This is a genomic window from Isosphaeraceae bacterium EP7, from assembly GCA_038400315.1.
In the GTDB taxonomy this organism is placed as follows: domain Bacteria; phylum Planctomycetota; class Planctomycetia; order Isosphaerales; family Isosphaeraceae; genus EP7.
This window is the reverse complement of the sequence record CP151667.1, coordinates 5,835,944-5,851,602: the sequence shown is the minus strand read 5'-3', so window position 1 is coordinate 5,851,602 and position 15,659 is coordinate 5,835,944. Positions and strand designations below refer to the sequence as shown.

Below are 15,659 nucleotides of genomic sequence, written 5' to 3'. Positions count from 1 at the left end.
CCCTGGGTTGGTCAAAGCTCGCTGGCGCGGAAGACTCGGGCCCGGCGCTTGGGGGGATTGAGGCGGGCCTGGGCGGCGTCCTGGAGGAAGTGGCGGAACTCGGGGGTGTCCAGCTCTTCGGCGGAGTGGGCGTGGATGGTGACCAGGTCGAGGACGAAGCCGGGGGCGAGGACAATCCGGTCCTTGTCCGAGTTCACGGGGGGCCGGGCCAGATAGAAGGGGTCGAGCTTCAGGCGCTTGTTCAGCTCGGGGAGGGTGAACGTGCCGTGCGGGACAACGAAGTTGAGGGTGACGATCCACTCGGCGCCGGTCGACGCTTCGAAGAAGGGGGGCAGGTTTTGCCCGTCTTCATCCGATTGCTGGTCGAGGGGGGGCCAGACCCGGACGACGGTGCGCTTGGACCAGTCGGCCGGCGGGTAGTTGGGGAGGGACGACATGGCTTCGACGACGATGTCGAGGACCCGGCCGTCCCAGCGGACCGGCTTTCCGGTCCGACTCGTGCGGTGGGTTGTGTGCCAGAGCCGGCCTCCGACTTTAGGGGCTTCGGAATCCTCGGCCGCGAGCTTCTTGAGGCTGGTTGCACCCGCGAGCTTGGCCACTTCAGTGGAGGTCAGGCGGGCGCGGGCCTCGGCGAGTGCCTTCTTGGCGGCGGCCTTGGCGTCGAAGCGGGGGCGTTCGGCGTGGGGGCCGAGGGCGAGGACCCCGGCGAGGATCGATCCGGTCAGGCTCTTGGCGACCTTGGCGACGACTTCCGGCGACCCTTCCGCGACGATCTTCCCCCCCTCGGCGCCGGCCTCGGGGCCGATGTCGAGGATCCAGTCGGCGGTCTTCATCACTTCGAGATGGTGCTCGATGAGGATGACGGTATTGCCCAGGTCGGACAGTCGGTGGACGACGTCGAGGAGCTTGCGGACGTCGTCAAGGTGGAGGCCGGTGGTCGGCTCGTCGAGGATGTAGAGGGTCTTGCCGGTGTCGGGCCGGGCCAGCTCGGCGGCGAGCTTCACGCGCTGGGCCTCGCCGCCGGAGAGGGTCGGGGCCGACTGGCCGAGCGCGACGTAGCCGAGGCCAACGTCGTGCAGGGTCTGCATGATCCGGCGGATCTTGGGGACCTCGGCAAAGAGCGCCAGCGCCGCGTCGATCTTCATGTCCAGGACGTCGGCGATGGTCTTGTCACGGAACGTGACGAGCAGGGTCTCGGCGGTGTACCGTCGGCCCTTGCAGGCGTCGCAGGTGACCCAGACGTCGGGCAAGAAATGCATCTCGATCCGCTTCTGGCCGGCCCCCTCGCAGGCCTCGCATCGGCCGCCCGGCTGGTTGAAGCTGAACCGACGCGAGGTGTAGCCTCTTCGCTTCGATTCGGGGAGCTTGGCGAACAGCTCGCGGATCAGGTCGAAGGCGCCCGAGTAGGTGCCGGGGGTCGAGGCCGGGGTGCCACCCAGCGGGGATTGGTCGACCCGGATGACCTTGTCGAAGAGGTCAAGCCCGTCGATCCGGTCGTGGGCGCCCGGGGTTTCCTGGGCTCGATGGAGGGCCTTGGCGGCGGCCTTGGAGAGGATGTCCTCGACAAGCGAGCTCTTGCCCGATCCGCTGACTCCGGTGACGACCGTGACGCAGCCGATGGGGAACTCGGCGTCGATGTTCTGCAAGTTGTGGTGGCGGGCGCCGCGGATGGCCAGGACCCGGCCGTCGGGAACCCGGCGATTGGTGGGGACCGGGATCGCCGAGAGCCCGCTGAGGTAGCGGCCGGTGAGCGAGGTCTTGGACAGCTTGACCTGGGCGGGGGGGCCCGCCGCGGTGATCTCGCCGCCGCCGTCGCCGGAGCCCGGGCCGAAGTCGACCAGGTAGTCGGCGGCCTCTAGGATCTCGCGGTCGTGCTCGACCAGGACGAGCGTATTTCCCAGGTCTCGCAGCTTTTGCAGCGCGGTCAGCAGGCGTGCGTTGTCGCGGGGGTGGAGGCCGATGGTCGGCTCGTCGAGCACATAAAGGACGCCGGTCAGGCCGCTGCCGACCTGGCTGGCCAGGCGAATGCGCTGGCTCTCGCCGCCGGAGAGGGTGGGGGTGCCGCGCCCGAGCGTGAGGTAGCCGAGGCCGACGTCGTCGAGGAACTTCAGGCGGTCGCGGACCTCGCGGACGAGGTCGCCGGCGATATGCTTCTCGGCGCCGGCCAGCTTCAGACCCTGGAAGAACTTGAGGGTGCGGGCCAGCGGCCAGTGGCTGACCTGGTCGATGGTGGACCCGCGGAACTTGACCGCGGCGGAGTCATCCCTCAGCCTGGCCCCCATGCAGGCGTTGCAAGGGACGTTGTCGACCATGCCCGAGAGCTTCATCCGGTAGACGAACGAGACTCGGGCGGCCTCCTCGATTGCGGGGAAAAGGCCCTTATATTGGAAGGCGAAGCTCGGCTCTTTGCCCGCGGCGGGGACGACGAACCAGGCGTCGCCGGCGCCGTGGAGGATGAGCCTGCGGTGCCGGCCTTCCAGTTCGTCGAACGGAATGTCCAGGCTGATCCCCTGATCGCGGGCGAAGGCGTCGATCGTCCGGGCGAAGAAGGGGTTCTCGGCGAAGCTCGGCCAGACGGCCACGGCCCCATTTCGCAAGGAGCGACGGCCGTCGGGGATGAGCACCGCGGGATTGGCCCCGTGCTGGGTACCCAGGCCTTCGCAGAGCGGGCACCAGCCGAGCGGGCTGTTGAACGAGAAGTTGTGCGGGGTCAGCTCCTCGAAGCTCCGGCCGCAGCCTTCGCAGCTGCGATGCTGGCTGTAGCGGTCGACCTGCCAGCGGGCCTCGTCGGCGTCGTCCCCCACCCGGGCGATGAGGACGACCCCCTTGCCCAGGTCGAGCGCGGCCTCGATCGAGTCGGCCAGGCGCGAGCGGGTGGAGCGGCGGACGATCGAGCGGTCGACGACGACCTCGATCGCGTGCTTCCTGCGCTGGTTGAGCTTGGGGGGCTCGTCGAGGTTATACGACGTGCCATCGACCCGGACCCTGGCGAACCCCGAGGTCCGCAGGTCGTCCCAGAGCGCCTGGTAGTCTTCCCCTTCGCGGCGGTTGATGGGTGCCATGACGTAGACCTTGGTCTCGTCGCCCATCTCCAGGACTTTTTCGACGATCTCGTCGGCGGTCTGGGTGCCGATGGCGGAGCCGCAGGTCGGGCAGTGGGGGTGGCCCAGGCGGGCGAAGAGGATGCGCAGGTAGTCGTGGATCTCGGTGACCGTGCCCACGGTCGAGCGTGGGCTCTTGCTGGTCGTCTTCTGCTCGATGCTGACGGCGGGGCTCAGGCCGGTAATCTTCTCGGCGCGGGGCTTGGGCAGGGGGGCCAGAAACTGGCGTGCATAGCTGGAAAGGCTCTCGACGTAGCGGCGCTGGCCTTCGGCATAGAGGGTGTCGATGGCGAACGAGCTCTTGCCCGACCCGCTGGGCCCGCTGCAAACGGTCATCTTGTTGCGGGGGATGTCGACATCAACCCCCTTGAGGTTGTGCTGCCGGCCGCCCCGCACCGAGATGGCGCCAAGATTGGACTCAGACGACGCGGCCACCTTCGAGCCCTTGCCGCGTTTCTTGGGGGCGTTGGCGACCTTGGCGTGCTCGCCCGAGAAGATCCTGGCGAGCGCCCGGCCGGTGTGGCTGGCGGGGACGCTTGCGACGTGCTCGGGGGGACCCTCGGCGACGATGAGGCCGCCGCCCGCGCCCCCCTCAGGGCCGAGGTCGATGAGCCAGTCGGCCGTCTTGATGACGTCGAGGTTGTGCTCGATGACGACCACCGTGTTGCCAACATCCGCGAAGCCGTGGAGCACTTTCAGGAGCTTGCGGACGTCCTCGAAGTGGAGGCCGGTGGTCGGTTCGTCGAGGACGTAGAGCGTGCGGCCGGTCCCCTTGCGGACCAGCTCGCGGGCCAGCTTGATGCGCTGGGCCTCGCCGCCGGAGAGGGTGGGAGAGGGCTGACCGAGCTTGAGATAGTCGAGCCCCACGTCGTGCAGGGTCTGGAGCATGTTGGCGATCTTGGGGACGTTGGCGAAGTGTTCCAGCGCCTCCTGCACGTCCATCTCCAGGACCTCGCCGATGCTCTTCCCCTTGAAGCGGACGTTGAGGGTCTCGCGGTTGAACCGTCGGCCTTCGCAGACGGCGCACTGGACCCAGACGTCGGCGAGGAAGTCCATCTCCAGCTTGTTCGAGCCGTTGCCCGTGCAGGCCTCGCACCGCCCGCCTTCGACGTTGAAACTGAAGCGGCCCGTCTTGTAGCCGCGCGTCTTGCTCTCGGGCAGCTTGGTGTAGAGGTCGCGGATCAGGTCGAAAAGCTTGATATACGTCGCAGGGTTCGACCGGGGGGTGCGGCCGATGGGGGACTGGTCGATGTCGATGATCTTGTCGAGCTGGTCTACCCCTTCGATCCGGTCGTGGTCGCCGGGCTGGACGGTCGTGGCGCCGTTGAGGTCTCGGGCGAGGGTATCCCGGAGGATATCCCCGATCAACGAACTCTTGCCCGACCCGCTGACGCCGGTGATGCCGACGACCAGACCGAGCGGGATCGAGACGTCGACCCCCTTGAGGTTGTTGTGCCTTGCCCCCACGATCTTGAGCTTGCGGTCGCCGGGCGGTCTCCGTTCGGCCGGGACGGCGATCGACTCGCGGCCGGACAGGAACGCGCCGGTGACGCTACGCTCGGCCGAGGAGAGCTGGGCGAGGGTGCCTTGCGCGACGACCTCGCCTCCTTTGACGCCGGGGCCGGGGCCGAAGTCGACGAGGTAGTCGGCGGCGCGCATCGTGTCCTCGTCGTGCTCGACGACGATGACGGTGTTGCCCGCGTCGCGGAGCCGGCCGAGGGTGGCGATGAGCTTGTCGTTGTCGCGCGGGTGCAGGCCGATCGAGGGCTCGTCGAGGATGTAGAGCACGCCGACGAGCCCGGCGCCGACCTGGCTGGCTAGCCTGATGCGCTGGGCCTCGCCGCCGGAGAGGGTGGGGGCCGAGCGGTCGAGGGCCAGATAGTGCAGGCCGACGTCGACCAGGAACCCGAGCCGGCCGCGGATCTCCTTCAGCAACTCGTCGGCGATCGTGCGCGACAGCGAATCGAGCTGCGTCGGCATCTGGGCGGGGGCGAGGTCGGCGGCGGGTTGGCCGGCCAGGGCGTCGAAGAACCGCGAGACCTGACCGATGGGCATCGAGCCCAGCTCGACGATGGATCGGCCGCCGACACGCACGGCCCTGGCCCTGGAATTCAGGCGGGTGCCGCCGCAGTCGGGGCAGGTCATGGACCGGAGATACTGCTCGAGCGCGGCCTTCTTCGTCCCCGTCTTGTAGGACCGGTACTTGGCCATCAGCTCGACGGCGATGCCCGGCCAGGGCTCGGCGTGGGCGAGGTGCTTGCCCTTGTTCACCAGGTGCTGGACGATGAGCCGATCGCCCGAGCCGTAGAGCCAGACGTGGCGCATTTGGGGGCTGAGATCGGCCCAGGGACCTTTGAGCATCGTGCCCGCGGGGGGCCCGTCGGGGTCGGACTCGTAGTTGGCCGCGACCCCTTCGAACAGGTGCCTGCGCCAGGTTCCCTTGATTTTGCCGACCGCGCCGAAGGGCTCGATGGCCCCCTTCCAGACGGAGAGCTTGGGGTTGGGGACGATCAGGTCGATGTCGAAGTCATTGCGCTCGCCGAGCCCGTCGCAGCCGGGGCACATCCCCTGCGGGCTGTTGAAGCTGAAGAGCTGCGGGCTGGGCTCCTCGAAGCCGAGCCCGCAGGTGGGGCAGGCATACTTCGACGACATGAGCTGGTCGGCCTGCTCCTCGACCGCGAGGATCAGGGTGCCGTCGCCCAGCTTGAGCGACGCCTCGACGGCCTCGGCGAGCCTCGAACGATTGGACGGGCCGGCCTTCAGGCGGTCGACGACGACCTCGATGGAGTGCTTCGTGTAGCGGTCGAGCTTGGGGGCGTCGGAGAGGTTGATGATCTGGCCGTTGACGCGGGCCCGCATGTAGCCCGATCGGGCGAGGTCGGCGAACAGGTCCTTGTATTCGCCCTTCTGGCCGCGGATGACCGGGGCCAGGATCGAGTAGGACGTCCCCGCGGGCATGGCCGCGATGCGCTCGACGATCTGCTCGCGGGTCTGGGCCGCGACGGGCGTCTTGCAGCGAGGGCAGGAGACCTGGCCGACGCGGGCGAACAGGACGCGGAGGTAGTCGTTGATCTCGGTGATGGTGCCGACGGTCGACCTGGGGTTGCGGCCGCCGGTCTTCTGCTGGATCGAGATCGAGGGGGAGAGCCCGTCGATCTTGTCGACCTCGGGCTTGGGCATCTGGCCGAGGAACTGGCGTGCGTAGCTGGAGAGGCTCTCGACGTAGCGGCGCTGGCCCTCGGCATAGAGGGTGTCGAAGGCGAGGGAGCTTTTGCCCGAGCCGCTGACGCCGGTGAAGCAGATGAGTTTGCCGCGCGGGAGGTCGAGGGCGACGTCGCGGAGGTTGTGCTCGCGTGCGCCTCGGATCACGATGTCCGTGCTGGCCATCCGTGGGACGTCCTTGGTTCGTTCGCTCGTCGATGGAAGCGCCGACGATCGGCCCGGGTCCGGCCCGCCGGGGAGCGAGGGCCGGCCGTCGTCGAATCCCGATCAGTGTATCGACGCTCGAAACGCCTGTCCACCGATCGCGACGCTGGCCGCCTCACCTCGCGACGAGTGGACTCCACGCCGAGCCGTCCTGGTCCCGCCTGACGCTGACTTCTGCGTCCCGAGGTGCCCGCGGCGCAAGGGGCTGCGGCCCGGATTGTGGGCCGGGGGCCGATCGGATAGTGTGAACCGGGCGGGCGACGGGGTCGGCCGTGTGCCCTTCGCAGCCGGCCGCGACGTGCCGATTCTCAGTTGGAGAGGCGTTTCCATGCCGAGGTCCCGCAGACGCCCGTTGCTCGGCCTGAACGTCAAGGGCTTCTGCCTTGCCCTGCTCATCCTGGCGGTCGCGCGTGGGGCGGTGGCCCAGGAGGTCGTCGAGCAGGCCGACGCCGAGACGACCCAGAACTTCCTGAAGTGGATGTTCGAAGCCTCGGGCTGGATCGGCATCATCATCCTCTTGATGTCGTTCTACCTGGTGGCCCTGATCGCCTGGATGGCGTTCCACTTCCGCCGCGTCGTCGCCATGCCGCCGAGGCTGGTCGACGACCTGACCGAGCTGCTCGGCCGGAAGCAATACACCGAGGCCTATTCCAGGCTGACAGGCGACGACTCGTTCTTCGCTCGGGTGCTGGCCGCGGGGGTGCGCAAGTTGCCGTCGGGTGCGGCGCAAGCCCAGCGGGCGATGGAGCTGTCCAACGACGACATGAGCATGGCGATGGAGCACAGGACCACCTACCTGGCGACGGTCGGCACGCTGGGCCCGATGATCGGGCTGGTGGGGACGGTTTACGGGATGATCCTCAGCTTCCGCGTGATCGCCACGGCGGGCTCGTCGCCCCAGGCGAGCGCCCTGGCGGCGGGGATCTCGACGGCCCTGTTCGCCACCCTGGAAGGCATCGCCATCTCGATCCCGGCCATCTACTTCCACGCGCTGTACCGCAACCGGATCGCGCGCATCTCGCTGGAAGTGGCCCTGGCGGCCGAGAGCTTGCTCGAGCTGTTCACGCCGGGCCTGCGGGCGCTCCACCCCCAGATGCAGGCGGGGACCGGGCTGCCGCCGATCAGCCCGCAGCGACCTCCCCTGGTTCCGACGGCCAACTCCGCGGCATCGTCGTCGGCAACCGCGTCGTCGACGGCATCGACCCTGCCCAAGCCGGAAGCCTGACCGATGGTCCGCGCCTCGCCGGCCGACAAACAGGGGGGTGACGGATGAGACGCCGGACTCGGAGGGGGGGCGGCGGGTTCGAGCTGAACCTGACTCCGCTCCTGGACGTGGTGCTCCAGCTCATCACCTTCTTCATGATGCTGATCCACTTCGGCACCAAGCTGGAAGGGGAGACCAAGCGCGTGCGCCTGCCCGTGGCCGCGGCGGCCTTGCCCGGCGGCGAGCTGGGCATCGATCGTCTGAGCGCCGCCATCGACGCCCGGGGGCGGCTGCTCGTTGACGACGAGGCGGTCGACGAGGCGAGCGCCGCGCGCTGGTGGGACGCCCAGGCCAAGCTCAGGCGAGAGGGGCAGGAACTTCTGGCCGACCGCAAGCGAGGGCCGACCGGCGCCGATTTCGCCCCGGCCGGGCCGGTGGCCGAGCTGCCCACCCTGGTCGTGATCCGCGCCGACAAGGATGCCCCTTACGGATCGGTGCGTAAGACGTTGCAGGCGGCGCAAGAGCGAGGGTTCGCCCACTTCAGCCTGATCGTGCTGACGCGGGAGCCCAAATCATGAGCCGGGCCATGCGGCAACGCCTGACCGAGCACAAGGAGGTCATGTTCCCCGTGACCCCGATGCTCGACATGGCCTTCCAGCTCCTGGCCTTCTTCGTGCTGACGTTCCAGGCCCCCACCCTGGAGACGAGGCTCGACATGTATCTGCCCGCGGCCCCCGCCGTGCTGCCGAGCCTGCCCGGCGGCCAGGCACGCTCGAGCACCCCCCGCATCGACTCGGACCTGGAAAACGACCTCCTGCTCCGCGTCGAGGCCGACGACCTGGGCGACCTGAAAGCCCTCAAGCTGGGCGACGCCCCCGTCCCAGATATCGACGGCCTGGGCGATCGGCTTACACGGTACTCCAAGCTCCTGGGCGACCGCCCCCTGCGTGTCCGTATCGCCGCCGACGACCGCCTGCGGTACGAATTCGCCGCGAAGCTGATCGCCGTCTGCAGCAAGGCCGGGGCCGCCGCGATCCGGCTGGCCGACCCCTCGGGCACCAACGCGTCGACGGCCACGCCATGAAACCACGGGACGGCCGGCTATTCGTCGCCCTGACCCTCCTGATTGGCACCGCCTGCCTGGCGGAAGACGGCCCGCTGACCCTGGCCGACATCGCCGGGCTACACGCGGCCTTGCAGCCCGGGGCGGCGACCGATCCGCCCAGGACGGCAAGCTTCCGCGACCTATGGGACCACCCGGAGTCGTTCCTCGGGAAGCGAGTGCGCGTCGAGGGAGAAGTCCGGCGACTCTTTCACCAGGGGGCCGCGGGCCAGCTGCCCGCGCTCGTGGAAGTCTGGCTGACCACCGGTTCCGGCGATCCAATCTGCCTGCTCAGCCCCGAGGCCAGCCCGAAGATCGGGTCCAGGGTTTCCTTCGTCGGTGTTTATCTGAAGAAGATCGAGTATCGCGCGACGGACGTCCCCAGGCTGGCGCCGCTGATCGTCGGGCCGGGCGTACCTGAGGTGATCGCGCCTTCAAAAGTGGATGTGCGTCCTCCGCCGCGGCCGATCTCGCTTGATTGGGCGGTTGGTGGCGGCGCAGCCCTGGTCCTGATTCTGGCCTTGATGCGGAATTATCAGCGAAGACCACCGCCGCCCAGGATCGACCGCGACCCGCCCCCCGTGTTCATCGACGGCGATGAGTTCCCGGCGGATGACCGGACCAGCCCGCATGGCGACGACGTCGATGGTGACGCAATTTCCCGATCGTGAAAGTTCGACGAAGGCGATCGCCGATAGACACGGGTCTGGCAGACCGGCCCGCGAGGGTCGGCTCGTTTCGCGTCCTGTTCGAGGGCATCGATGCGACTGCTCGTCTTGCACAACGCGATGATCCTTCCCGAGTCGCACCCCGAGTCCGCCTCCGAGCGCGGCAACATCCCGGCGGTGCGTGCGGTCGCCGAGACGCTCAAGGGCGCCGGCATGCAGGTCGAATGCCTCGAGGTGGGGCACGACCTCTCGGTGCTGGTGGAGGCCCTCAGGTCGCGCCGACCCGACGTTGTCGTGAACCTGTACGAGCGGATGCTGGATGAGCCCCATTCCGAGGCCCGCGTCGCCACCATCCTGGAGCGTTCGGGCGTCGCCTTCACCGGTTCGCCCGCCACGGCGCTGCGGGCCGGCCGCGACAAGGACCGGACCAAGCGGCTCGCCAGGCGTGCCCGGATCGACGTGCCCGACGGCCTGATCGTCAGCGAGCTGCCCCTTGTCGAGTCCCTCGACCGCTGGCCCGTGATCGTCAAGCCCGCCCTCAGGGACAGCAGCCAGGGGATCGACGACGGCTCGGTCGTCCGGACCGACGAGCAGCTCCGCGACCGCGTCGCCCTGCTGCTGGCCGAGTACGGCGCCCCGGTTCTGATCGAAGAATACATCGCCGGCCGCGAGTTCCAGCTCCACGTCATCGAGGCCCCCGGCCTCACCATGCTCCCCCCGACCGAGATCCATTTCGAGGGCGACTCCTGGCCCATCGTGACCTATGACCGGAAATGGGCCGAGGGCCGGGGCCTGAGCCACTCGGTCGCGGACCTCGAACCCGAACTCGCCTTACGCCTGAATCACCTCGCCGAGCGGGCATTCTACGCGGTCGGATGCAGAGATTACGCGACGATGGACGTTCGTCTACGTCCGGATGGGCGGTCGGTCCTCCTGGAAGTGAACCCCAACCCCGACCTCGGCCCCCACGGCGGCCTGGCGAAAGCCCTGGAAGCCGCGGGCCTGGCCTACGGCGAGTTCCTCATCCAGCTCGCCCGAGGGGCCGTCGAGCGGATGGTGCTGGGCGCCACCGGCTGAGCCTCTGATCCAAGAATCGGGCGTGGCGTGCGAATCTTCCCCGGGGCCCCACCCGTCCGGGAGACTCGCACGCTATGCTCGCCACCAAGCCCGCCCTGGTTTCCGGCCTCGATTTCGACGAGGAGGTCGTCCTCTACAACGCCCACCCGTCAATGTTTCGCAACCGGCCCATCGATTACGTCGTCTGCCTGCTCCTGGTCCCGCTGTTCGGGGTCGGCTTCCTGATCCTGCTCTGCTGGTGGCTGCACTGCCAGGGGACCACCCTCACGGTTACCAATCGCCGGACGGTCCTGCGCACCGGCATCCTCTCCAAGCGGCTCAGCGACATCCGCAACGAAGATGTCCGCAACATCCAGCTCAACCAGTCCTTCTTCCAGCGCATCCTGGGTGTCGGCTCGGTCGGCATCTCCAGCTCGGGCCAGAGTGGAGTCGAGATCGACGTCGCGGGAATCCCCGATCCTGAGCAAGTCCGCGCCCTGCTGAACCAATATCGCTGACCTGTTCGATTGCCCCGGGGCGCCGGGTCTGGTAACTGTTAGCGCAACGCCTTGGGGCGAGTCGAGATCTCAAGAAGCGGGCACGGACGCATGGCGGATCGCGAGGCGGGGCGGAGAGAGCGGCTTCGTGCCACGTGGATGGCGACGGACGTCCACGTCCACGCACTGCTCATCACGTCCGAGACCAACGTCCGCTACCTCACCGGCTTCACCGGCGATGCCACGGCCTTGCTCGTGCTGCCAGGCCGCGTCCTGGCCATCTCCGATGGCCGCTACACCACCCAACTTTCCGGCGAATGCCCCGACGTCGAGGCCCACATCCGGCCGATCGGCCAGCCCCTCGCAGCGGGAATCGGCGAGGTCGCGGCCAAGCTCGGCGTTCAATCGCTCGGCTTTGAGCCGGCCTCCCTCACCGTCGCTCAGCACCGGAAGCTATCCGAGAATGCACCCGGAATCGAACTCGTCGCCGTCGACGGGCTGGTCGAAGGGCTGCGGATGGTCAAGGATGATGCGGAGATCGACGAGATTCGCCGCGCCGTCGATCAGGCCGAGCGTGCCTTCCTCTTATTCCGCGCCGGCCTCCAGGTCGGCCAGTCCGAGAAGGACGCGGCCGACCTGCTCGAAGGCTCCCTGAGGTGCTCCGGCGCCGACGGAGCGGCCTTCCCCCCGATCGTTGCCGCCGGCGAGAACGCCGCGTTGCCGCACGCCAGGCCCTCGGCGGAACGCCAGGTTGGCCCCGACGAATTTGTACTCGTGGATTGGGGCGCGAGCACCCGCGGGTACAAAAGCGACTTGACTCGGATGGTCGTCATCGGTAAGGTCTGGCCGAAATTCGAAGCGGTTTACGGGGCGGTCCTGAAGGCCCAGCAGAGGGCCATCGACGCGATCAGGCCGGGCACGACCGCCTCCGAGATCGACGCCGTCGCCAGAGGATCGCTGGACGGGTCGGGCTTCGGCCCGGCCTTCACTCACGGCCTGGGACACGGCTTCGGGCTCGACATCCACGAAGAGCCGAGGATGAACCGCGAGTCCGGCGTGATCCTTCAGCCGGGGATGGTCGTCACCGTCGAGCCCGGCGTCTACCTCCCGGGATGGGGGGGTGTCCGGATCGAAGACGACATCCTCATCAGACCCGACGGACACGAAGTTCTGACCTCCCTGCCGAAGTCGATCGACTCGACCCGCCTCTGACCGATACTCTCTCATTCGTCTCTCGGCCGCCCCTGCCACAAGGCCGAGGCCGCCCTCGCCGCAGTCGCCAGTGCCCCCGGAGTCTCGCTTGCCATGGCGGAAAACCCGACGGATCGACCCGAATCACCCGACGTGAAACGAATCCGCCACCTCGTCCGCCTGATGAAGGTCTATGACCTGACGGCCATCGACATCCAGGAGGCCGGGACCAAGATCCGTCTCCGACGCCGAGGCGCCGATGTACCCGTCGTCCAGGCCGTCGGCCCGGTTGCCTTCGCCCAGGCGCCGGCCGCCGCAGCCCTCCCGGCCGCGCCGGCGACCCCGCCGCCGGCCGCCGCGCCCGTCGGCCTGATCATCGAGAGCCCGATGGTCGGCACATTCTACACGGCGAGCTCCCCCAGCTCGCCGCCGTTCGTCGTCGCCGGTGGAGCGATCCGCCCCGAGACGACCGTCTGCGTCATCGAGGCCATGAAGGTCTTCACCGACATCCCCGCTGGGGTCGCGGGCACCATCCTCGAGGTCCTGGCCAAGAACGGCCAGGCCGTCGAGTTCGGTCAGCCCCTCTTCCGCGTCAACCCTGCCTAATCCGAGGCGATTTCCCGCGATGCCGATGTTTCAGCGCATCCTGGTGGCCAACCGAGGCGAGATTGCGCTGCGGATCATCCGCGCCTGCAAGGAACTCGGCGTCGAGTCCGTCGCCGTTTACTCGCAGGCCGACCGCGGCGCCCCCTATCTCGACCTGGCCGATCGAGCCATCTGCATCGGCAAGGCTCCCAGCGCCGACAGCTATCTGAACATCCCCCGGATCATCGCCGCCGCCGAGGTCGCCGACGTCCAGGCGATCCACCCCGGCTACGGCTTCCTCAGCGAGAACCCCCAATTCGCCGAGATCTGCCGGAGCTGTAACTTCGAGTTCATCGGCCCGCCGCACGAGGCCATTCGCAAGATGGGCCTGAAGACCGAGGCCAAGGCGGTCGCCGCCGCCGCCAAGGTCCCCTGCGTCCCCGGCTCTGATGGCCCAATCGCCGATGACGAGCAGGCCATCCGCCTGGCCAGGACGATCGGCTACCCGATCCTCATCAAGGCCGCCGCGGGCGGCGGTGGCAAGGGGATGCGCGTCTGCCACGAGGAGAGCCAGTTCAAGGGCGCACTCCAGGCCGCACGCAACGAGGCCGAGGCCGCGTTCAAGAACTCGAGCGTCTACCTCGAGAAGTTCATCGACCGCCCCCGCCACGTCGAGGTCCAGTTCCTCGCCGACTCGCAAGGCCACGTCGTCCATTGCTGGGACCGCGACTGCTCGCTCCAGCGCCGCCACCAGAAGCTCGTCGAAGAAGGGCCGGCGCCCACACTCCCCCTCGAAGTGCGCCGCCGACTGGGCGAGGCCGCCGTCCGCCTGGCCAAGGCCGTCGGCTACGTGAACGCCGGCACCTGCGAGTTCCTCGTCGACCAGGAAGACAACTTCTACTTCATCGAGGTCAACGCCCGGATCCAGGTCGAGCATCCCGTCACCGAGATGATCACCGGGATCGACCTCGTCAAGCAGCAGATCCTGATCGCCAGCGGCGAGCCCCTCGGCTTCAAACAAGACGATATCCCCTGCAACGGCCACTCCATCGAGGTCCGGATCAACTCCGAGGACCCCGACCACGACTTCCGACCCTCGCCGGGCAAGATCACCGGCTTGCGGCTCCCCGGTGGCCCCGGCGTCCGCTGGGATTCTCACGCCCAGGTCGGCTACACCGTCCCTCCGACTTACGACTCCCTCGTCGGCAAGCTGATCGTGCACGCCCCCGACCGGCCGGCCGCCCTCGCTCGGATGCGTCGGGCCCTCGACGAGATGGGCGTTGACGGCATCCACACCACGCTATCGCTGCACCGCCGGATCATGCGTCACCCCGACTTCATCGCCGGCCGCGTCGACACCACCTGGGTTGAGCGCGTCCTGATGCCCGCGACCGGCCACTGAGTCCGAACCTAACCCGATCTACCCGACGCCTCGCGGCTCACGTCACCCGACGTGCCGCGAGGCGTCTCCGCGCGCGGTCTGGCCTGGAATCCAAGGCGCCGACTCGATAGATTGGGCCAACGAATTCGCCTCGGTCTCCCTTGACAACGGCCCGATCCGGCCTCTCGTTTCGAACGGGGTGGACCGGGCCCAGGATTGGACTCGATCGCCATGAAAGTTGGTCTGCTCACGGGCGGCGGAGATTGTCCCGGGCTCAACGCCGTCATTCGCGCGGTCGTCCAGCGTATCAACAATGAAGGGGGGAGCTGCGTCGGCCTGCTGGAAGGCTGGCGCGGCCTGGTCAACGGCCTGCAACGTCCCCTCCAGATTTCCGAGACCGACGGCATCATCGCTCGAGGCGGCACGATTCTCGGGTCGTCGCGCACGAACCCCTACAAGAATCCCGACGTCGACATCCCCAAGGTCCGCGAGAACATCAAGGCCATGGGCCTCGACGCCATCGTGGCCATCGGCGGCGACGACACTCTCGGGGTCGCCTACCGCCTGCATAAAGACTTCAACCTGCCGATGGTCGGCGTCCCCAAGACCATCGACAATGACCTGATGGTCACCGACTTCACGTTCGGCTTCGACACCGCCGTGAACATCGTCACCGAGGCCGTCGACCGCATCAGGACCACCGCCGAGAGCCATCGGCGCATCCTGGTCGTCGAGACCATGGGCCGTCACGCTGGCTGGATCGCCTGCTTCTCCGGCATCGCCTGCGCCGCCGACTACGTGATGATCCCCGAAGTGCCCATCAATATGCCGCACTGCATCGAGGTCTTGAAGCGGCGGCAGTCGGAAGGGAAGGGGTACGCCATCGTCATCGTCTCCGAAGGGGCCGAATTCCCCGAGACGGGCATGACGACCCTGGAAGCCGAGACCGACGCCTTCGGCCACGTCCGCCTCGGCGGAGTCGGCAACGCGGTCGCCAAGATCATCGAAGAGCAAATGGGCAACGAGACCCGCTGCGTCATCCTTGGGCACCTCCAGCGAGGCGGCTCCCCCAGCGCCTGCGACCGAATTCTGGCCACGCGACTCGGTCTGGCCGCCGCCGATCTCGTCGTCCGCAAGAGTTTCGGGACCATGGTCGCTCTCTCGGGGACCAAGATCATCGACACAACCCTGGCGGCGGGCGTCTCGGGCACGAAAACACTCGACCTGACGTACTACGAAGAAGCATCTGTTTTCTTCAAGTAAAAGACGTAAAGCCAGCTGAATTAACGAAGTGCGGCGAATATCCGAAGAACTTCGCCGTCACTTCGTTGACACTCCGCCAGACCCTGGTACTATCCCCTTGTCGCCAGTGACGAGACGCGGAGACGCGAAACGACACGACGGTGACTCAAACGTCCGGTTCATCCGAGTCCGCGGTCAGGCCCTCC

The 15,659-nt window shown here is 67.9% G+C and carries 11 protein-coding genes; 10 read left to right on the top strand and 1 reads right to left on the bottom strand.

Going from position 1 to position 15,659, the window contains the following annotated elements:
• Positions 1-11 precede the first annotated feature (11 nt).
• Positions 12-6,488: an excinuclease ABC subunit UvrA gene (uvrA, locus tag EP7_RS23145; protein WP_463524519.1), complete on the bottom strand. Its 6,477-nt coding sequence runs from the start codon at positions 6,486-6,488 to the stop codon at positions 12-14.
• A gap of 367 nt (positions 6,489-6,855) precedes the next feature.
• Between uvrA and EP7_RS23140 the strand changes: the two genes are divergently transcribed.
• The 10 genes from EP7_RS23140 (at position 6,856) to EP7_RS23095 (ending at position 15,474) form a co-directional block, all read left to right on the top strand.
• Positions 6,856-7,752, top strand: coding sequence for a MotA/TolQ/ExbB proton channel family protein (locus EP7_RS23140; protein WP_463524518.1), 897 nt, complete (start codon positions 6,856-6,858; stop codon positions 7,750-7,752).
• Positions 7,753-7,796: 44 nt separating this feature from the next.
• Positions 7,797-8,309, top strand: a complete 513-nt coding sequence (locus EP7_RS23135; RefSeq protein WP_463524517.1) for an ExbD/TolR family protein — start codon at positions 7,797-7,799, stop codon at positions 8,307-8,309.
• Positions 8,306-8,815 carry an ExbD/TolR family protein gene (locus EP7_RS23130; protein ID WP_463524516.1) on the top strand — a complete coding sequence of 170 codons (510 nt, stop codon included), beginning with the start codon at positions 8,306-8,308 and terminating at the stop codon, positions 8,813-8,815. The genes EP7_RS23135 and EP7_RS23130 overlap by 4 nt, the downstream gene beginning before the upstream one ends.
• Complete coding sequence (locus EP7_RS23125; RefSeq protein ID WP_463524515.1) at positions 8,812-9,504, top strand: hypothetical protein; 693 nt, start codon at positions 8,812-8,814, stop codon at positions 9,502-9,504. The genes EP7_RS23130 and EP7_RS23125 overlap by 4 nt, the downstream gene beginning before the upstream one ends.
• Before the next feature lie 90 nt (positions 9,505-9,594).
• Positions 9,595-10,578, top strand: a complete 984-nt coding sequence (locus tag EP7_RS23120) for a D-alanine--D-alanine ligase family protein (RefSeq protein ID WP_463524514.1) — start codon at positions 9,595-9,597, stop codon at positions 10,576-10,578.
• A gap of 74 nt (positions 10,579-10,652) precedes the next feature.
• Complete coding sequence (locus tag EP7_RS23115; protein WP_463524512.1) at positions 10,653-11,075, top strand: PH domain-containing protein; 423 nt, start codon at positions 10,653-10,655, stop codon at positions 11,073-11,075.
• Positions 11,076-11,165: 90 nt separating this feature from the next.
• Positions 11,166-12,266: a M24 family metallopeptidase gene (locus tag EP7_RS23110; protein ID WP_463524510.1), complete on the top strand. Its 1,101-nt coding sequence runs from the start codon at positions 11,166-11,168 to the stop codon at positions 12,264-12,266.
• Between the two features lie 132 nt (positions 12,267-12,398).
• Positions 12,399-12,851 carry an acetyl-CoA carboxylase biotin carboxyl carrier protein gene (accB, locus tag EP7_RS23105; RefSeq protein ID WP_463524509.1) on the top strand — a complete coding sequence of 151 codons (453 nt, stop codon included), beginning with the start codon at positions 12,399-12,401 and terminating at the stop codon, positions 12,849-12,851.
• 25 nt (positions 12,852-12,876) lie between these two features.
• A complete protein-coding gene (gene accC, locus EP7_RS23100; protein WP_463528457.1) occupies positions 12,877-14,232 on the top strand; it encodes an acetyl-CoA carboxylase biotin carboxylase subunit in 1,356 nt (451 codons plus the stop codon).
• Positions 14,233-14,442: 210 nt separating this feature from the next.
• Positions 14,443-15,474: a 6-phosphofructokinase gene (locus EP7_RS23095; RefSeq protein WP_463524507.1), complete on the top strand. Its 1,032-nt coding sequence runs from the start codon at positions 14,443-14,445 to the stop codon at positions 15,472-15,474.
• The last annotated feature ends 185 nt before the right edge of the window (positions 15,475-15,659 follow it).

What these genes read in the sequence shown, in the direction of transcription:
- uvrA (WP_463524519.1), bottom strand. Translation starts at nt 6,488, where the DNA reads ATGGCCAGCACGGACATCGTGATCCGAGGCGCACGCGAGCACAACCTC.
- EP7_RS23140 (WP_463524518.1), top strand. Translation starts at nt 6,856, where the DNA reads ATGCCGAGGTCCCGCAGACGCCCGTTGCTCGGCCTGAACGTCAAGGGC.
- EP7_RS23135 (WP_463524517.1), top strand. Translation starts at nt 7,797, where the DNA reads ATGAGACGCCGGACTCGGAGGGGGGGCGGCGGGTTCGAGCTGAACCTG.
- EP7_RS23130 (WP_463524516.1), top strand. Translation starts at nt 8,306, where the DNA reads ATGAGCCGGGCCATGCGGCAACGCCTGACCGAGCACAAGGAGGTCATG.
- EP7_RS23125 (WP_463524515.1), top strand. Translation starts at nt 8,812, where the DNA reads ATGAAACCACGGGACGGCCGGCTATTCGTCGCCCTGACCCTCCTGATT.
- EP7_RS23120 (WP_463524514.1), top strand. Translation starts at nt 9,595, where the DNA reads ATGCGACTGCTCGTCTTGCACAACGCGATGATCCTTCCCGAGTCGCAC.
- EP7_RS23115 (WP_463524512.1), top strand. Translation starts at nt 10,653, where the DNA reads ATGCTCGCCACCAAGCCCGCCCTGGTTTCCGGCCTCGATTTCGACGAG.
- EP7_RS23110 (WP_463524510.1), top strand. Translation starts at nt 11,166, where the DNA reads ATGGCGGATCGCGAGGCGGGGCGGAGAGAGCGGCTTCGTGCCACGTGG.
- accC (WP_463528457.1), top strand. Translation starts at nt 12,877, where the DNA reads ATGTTTCAGCGCATCCTGGTGGCCAACCGAGGCGAGATTGCGCTGCGG.
- EP7_RS23095 (WP_463524507.1), top strand. Translation starts at nt 14,443, where the DNA reads ATGAAAGTTGGTCTGCTCACGGGCGGCGGAGATTGTCCCGGGCTCAAC.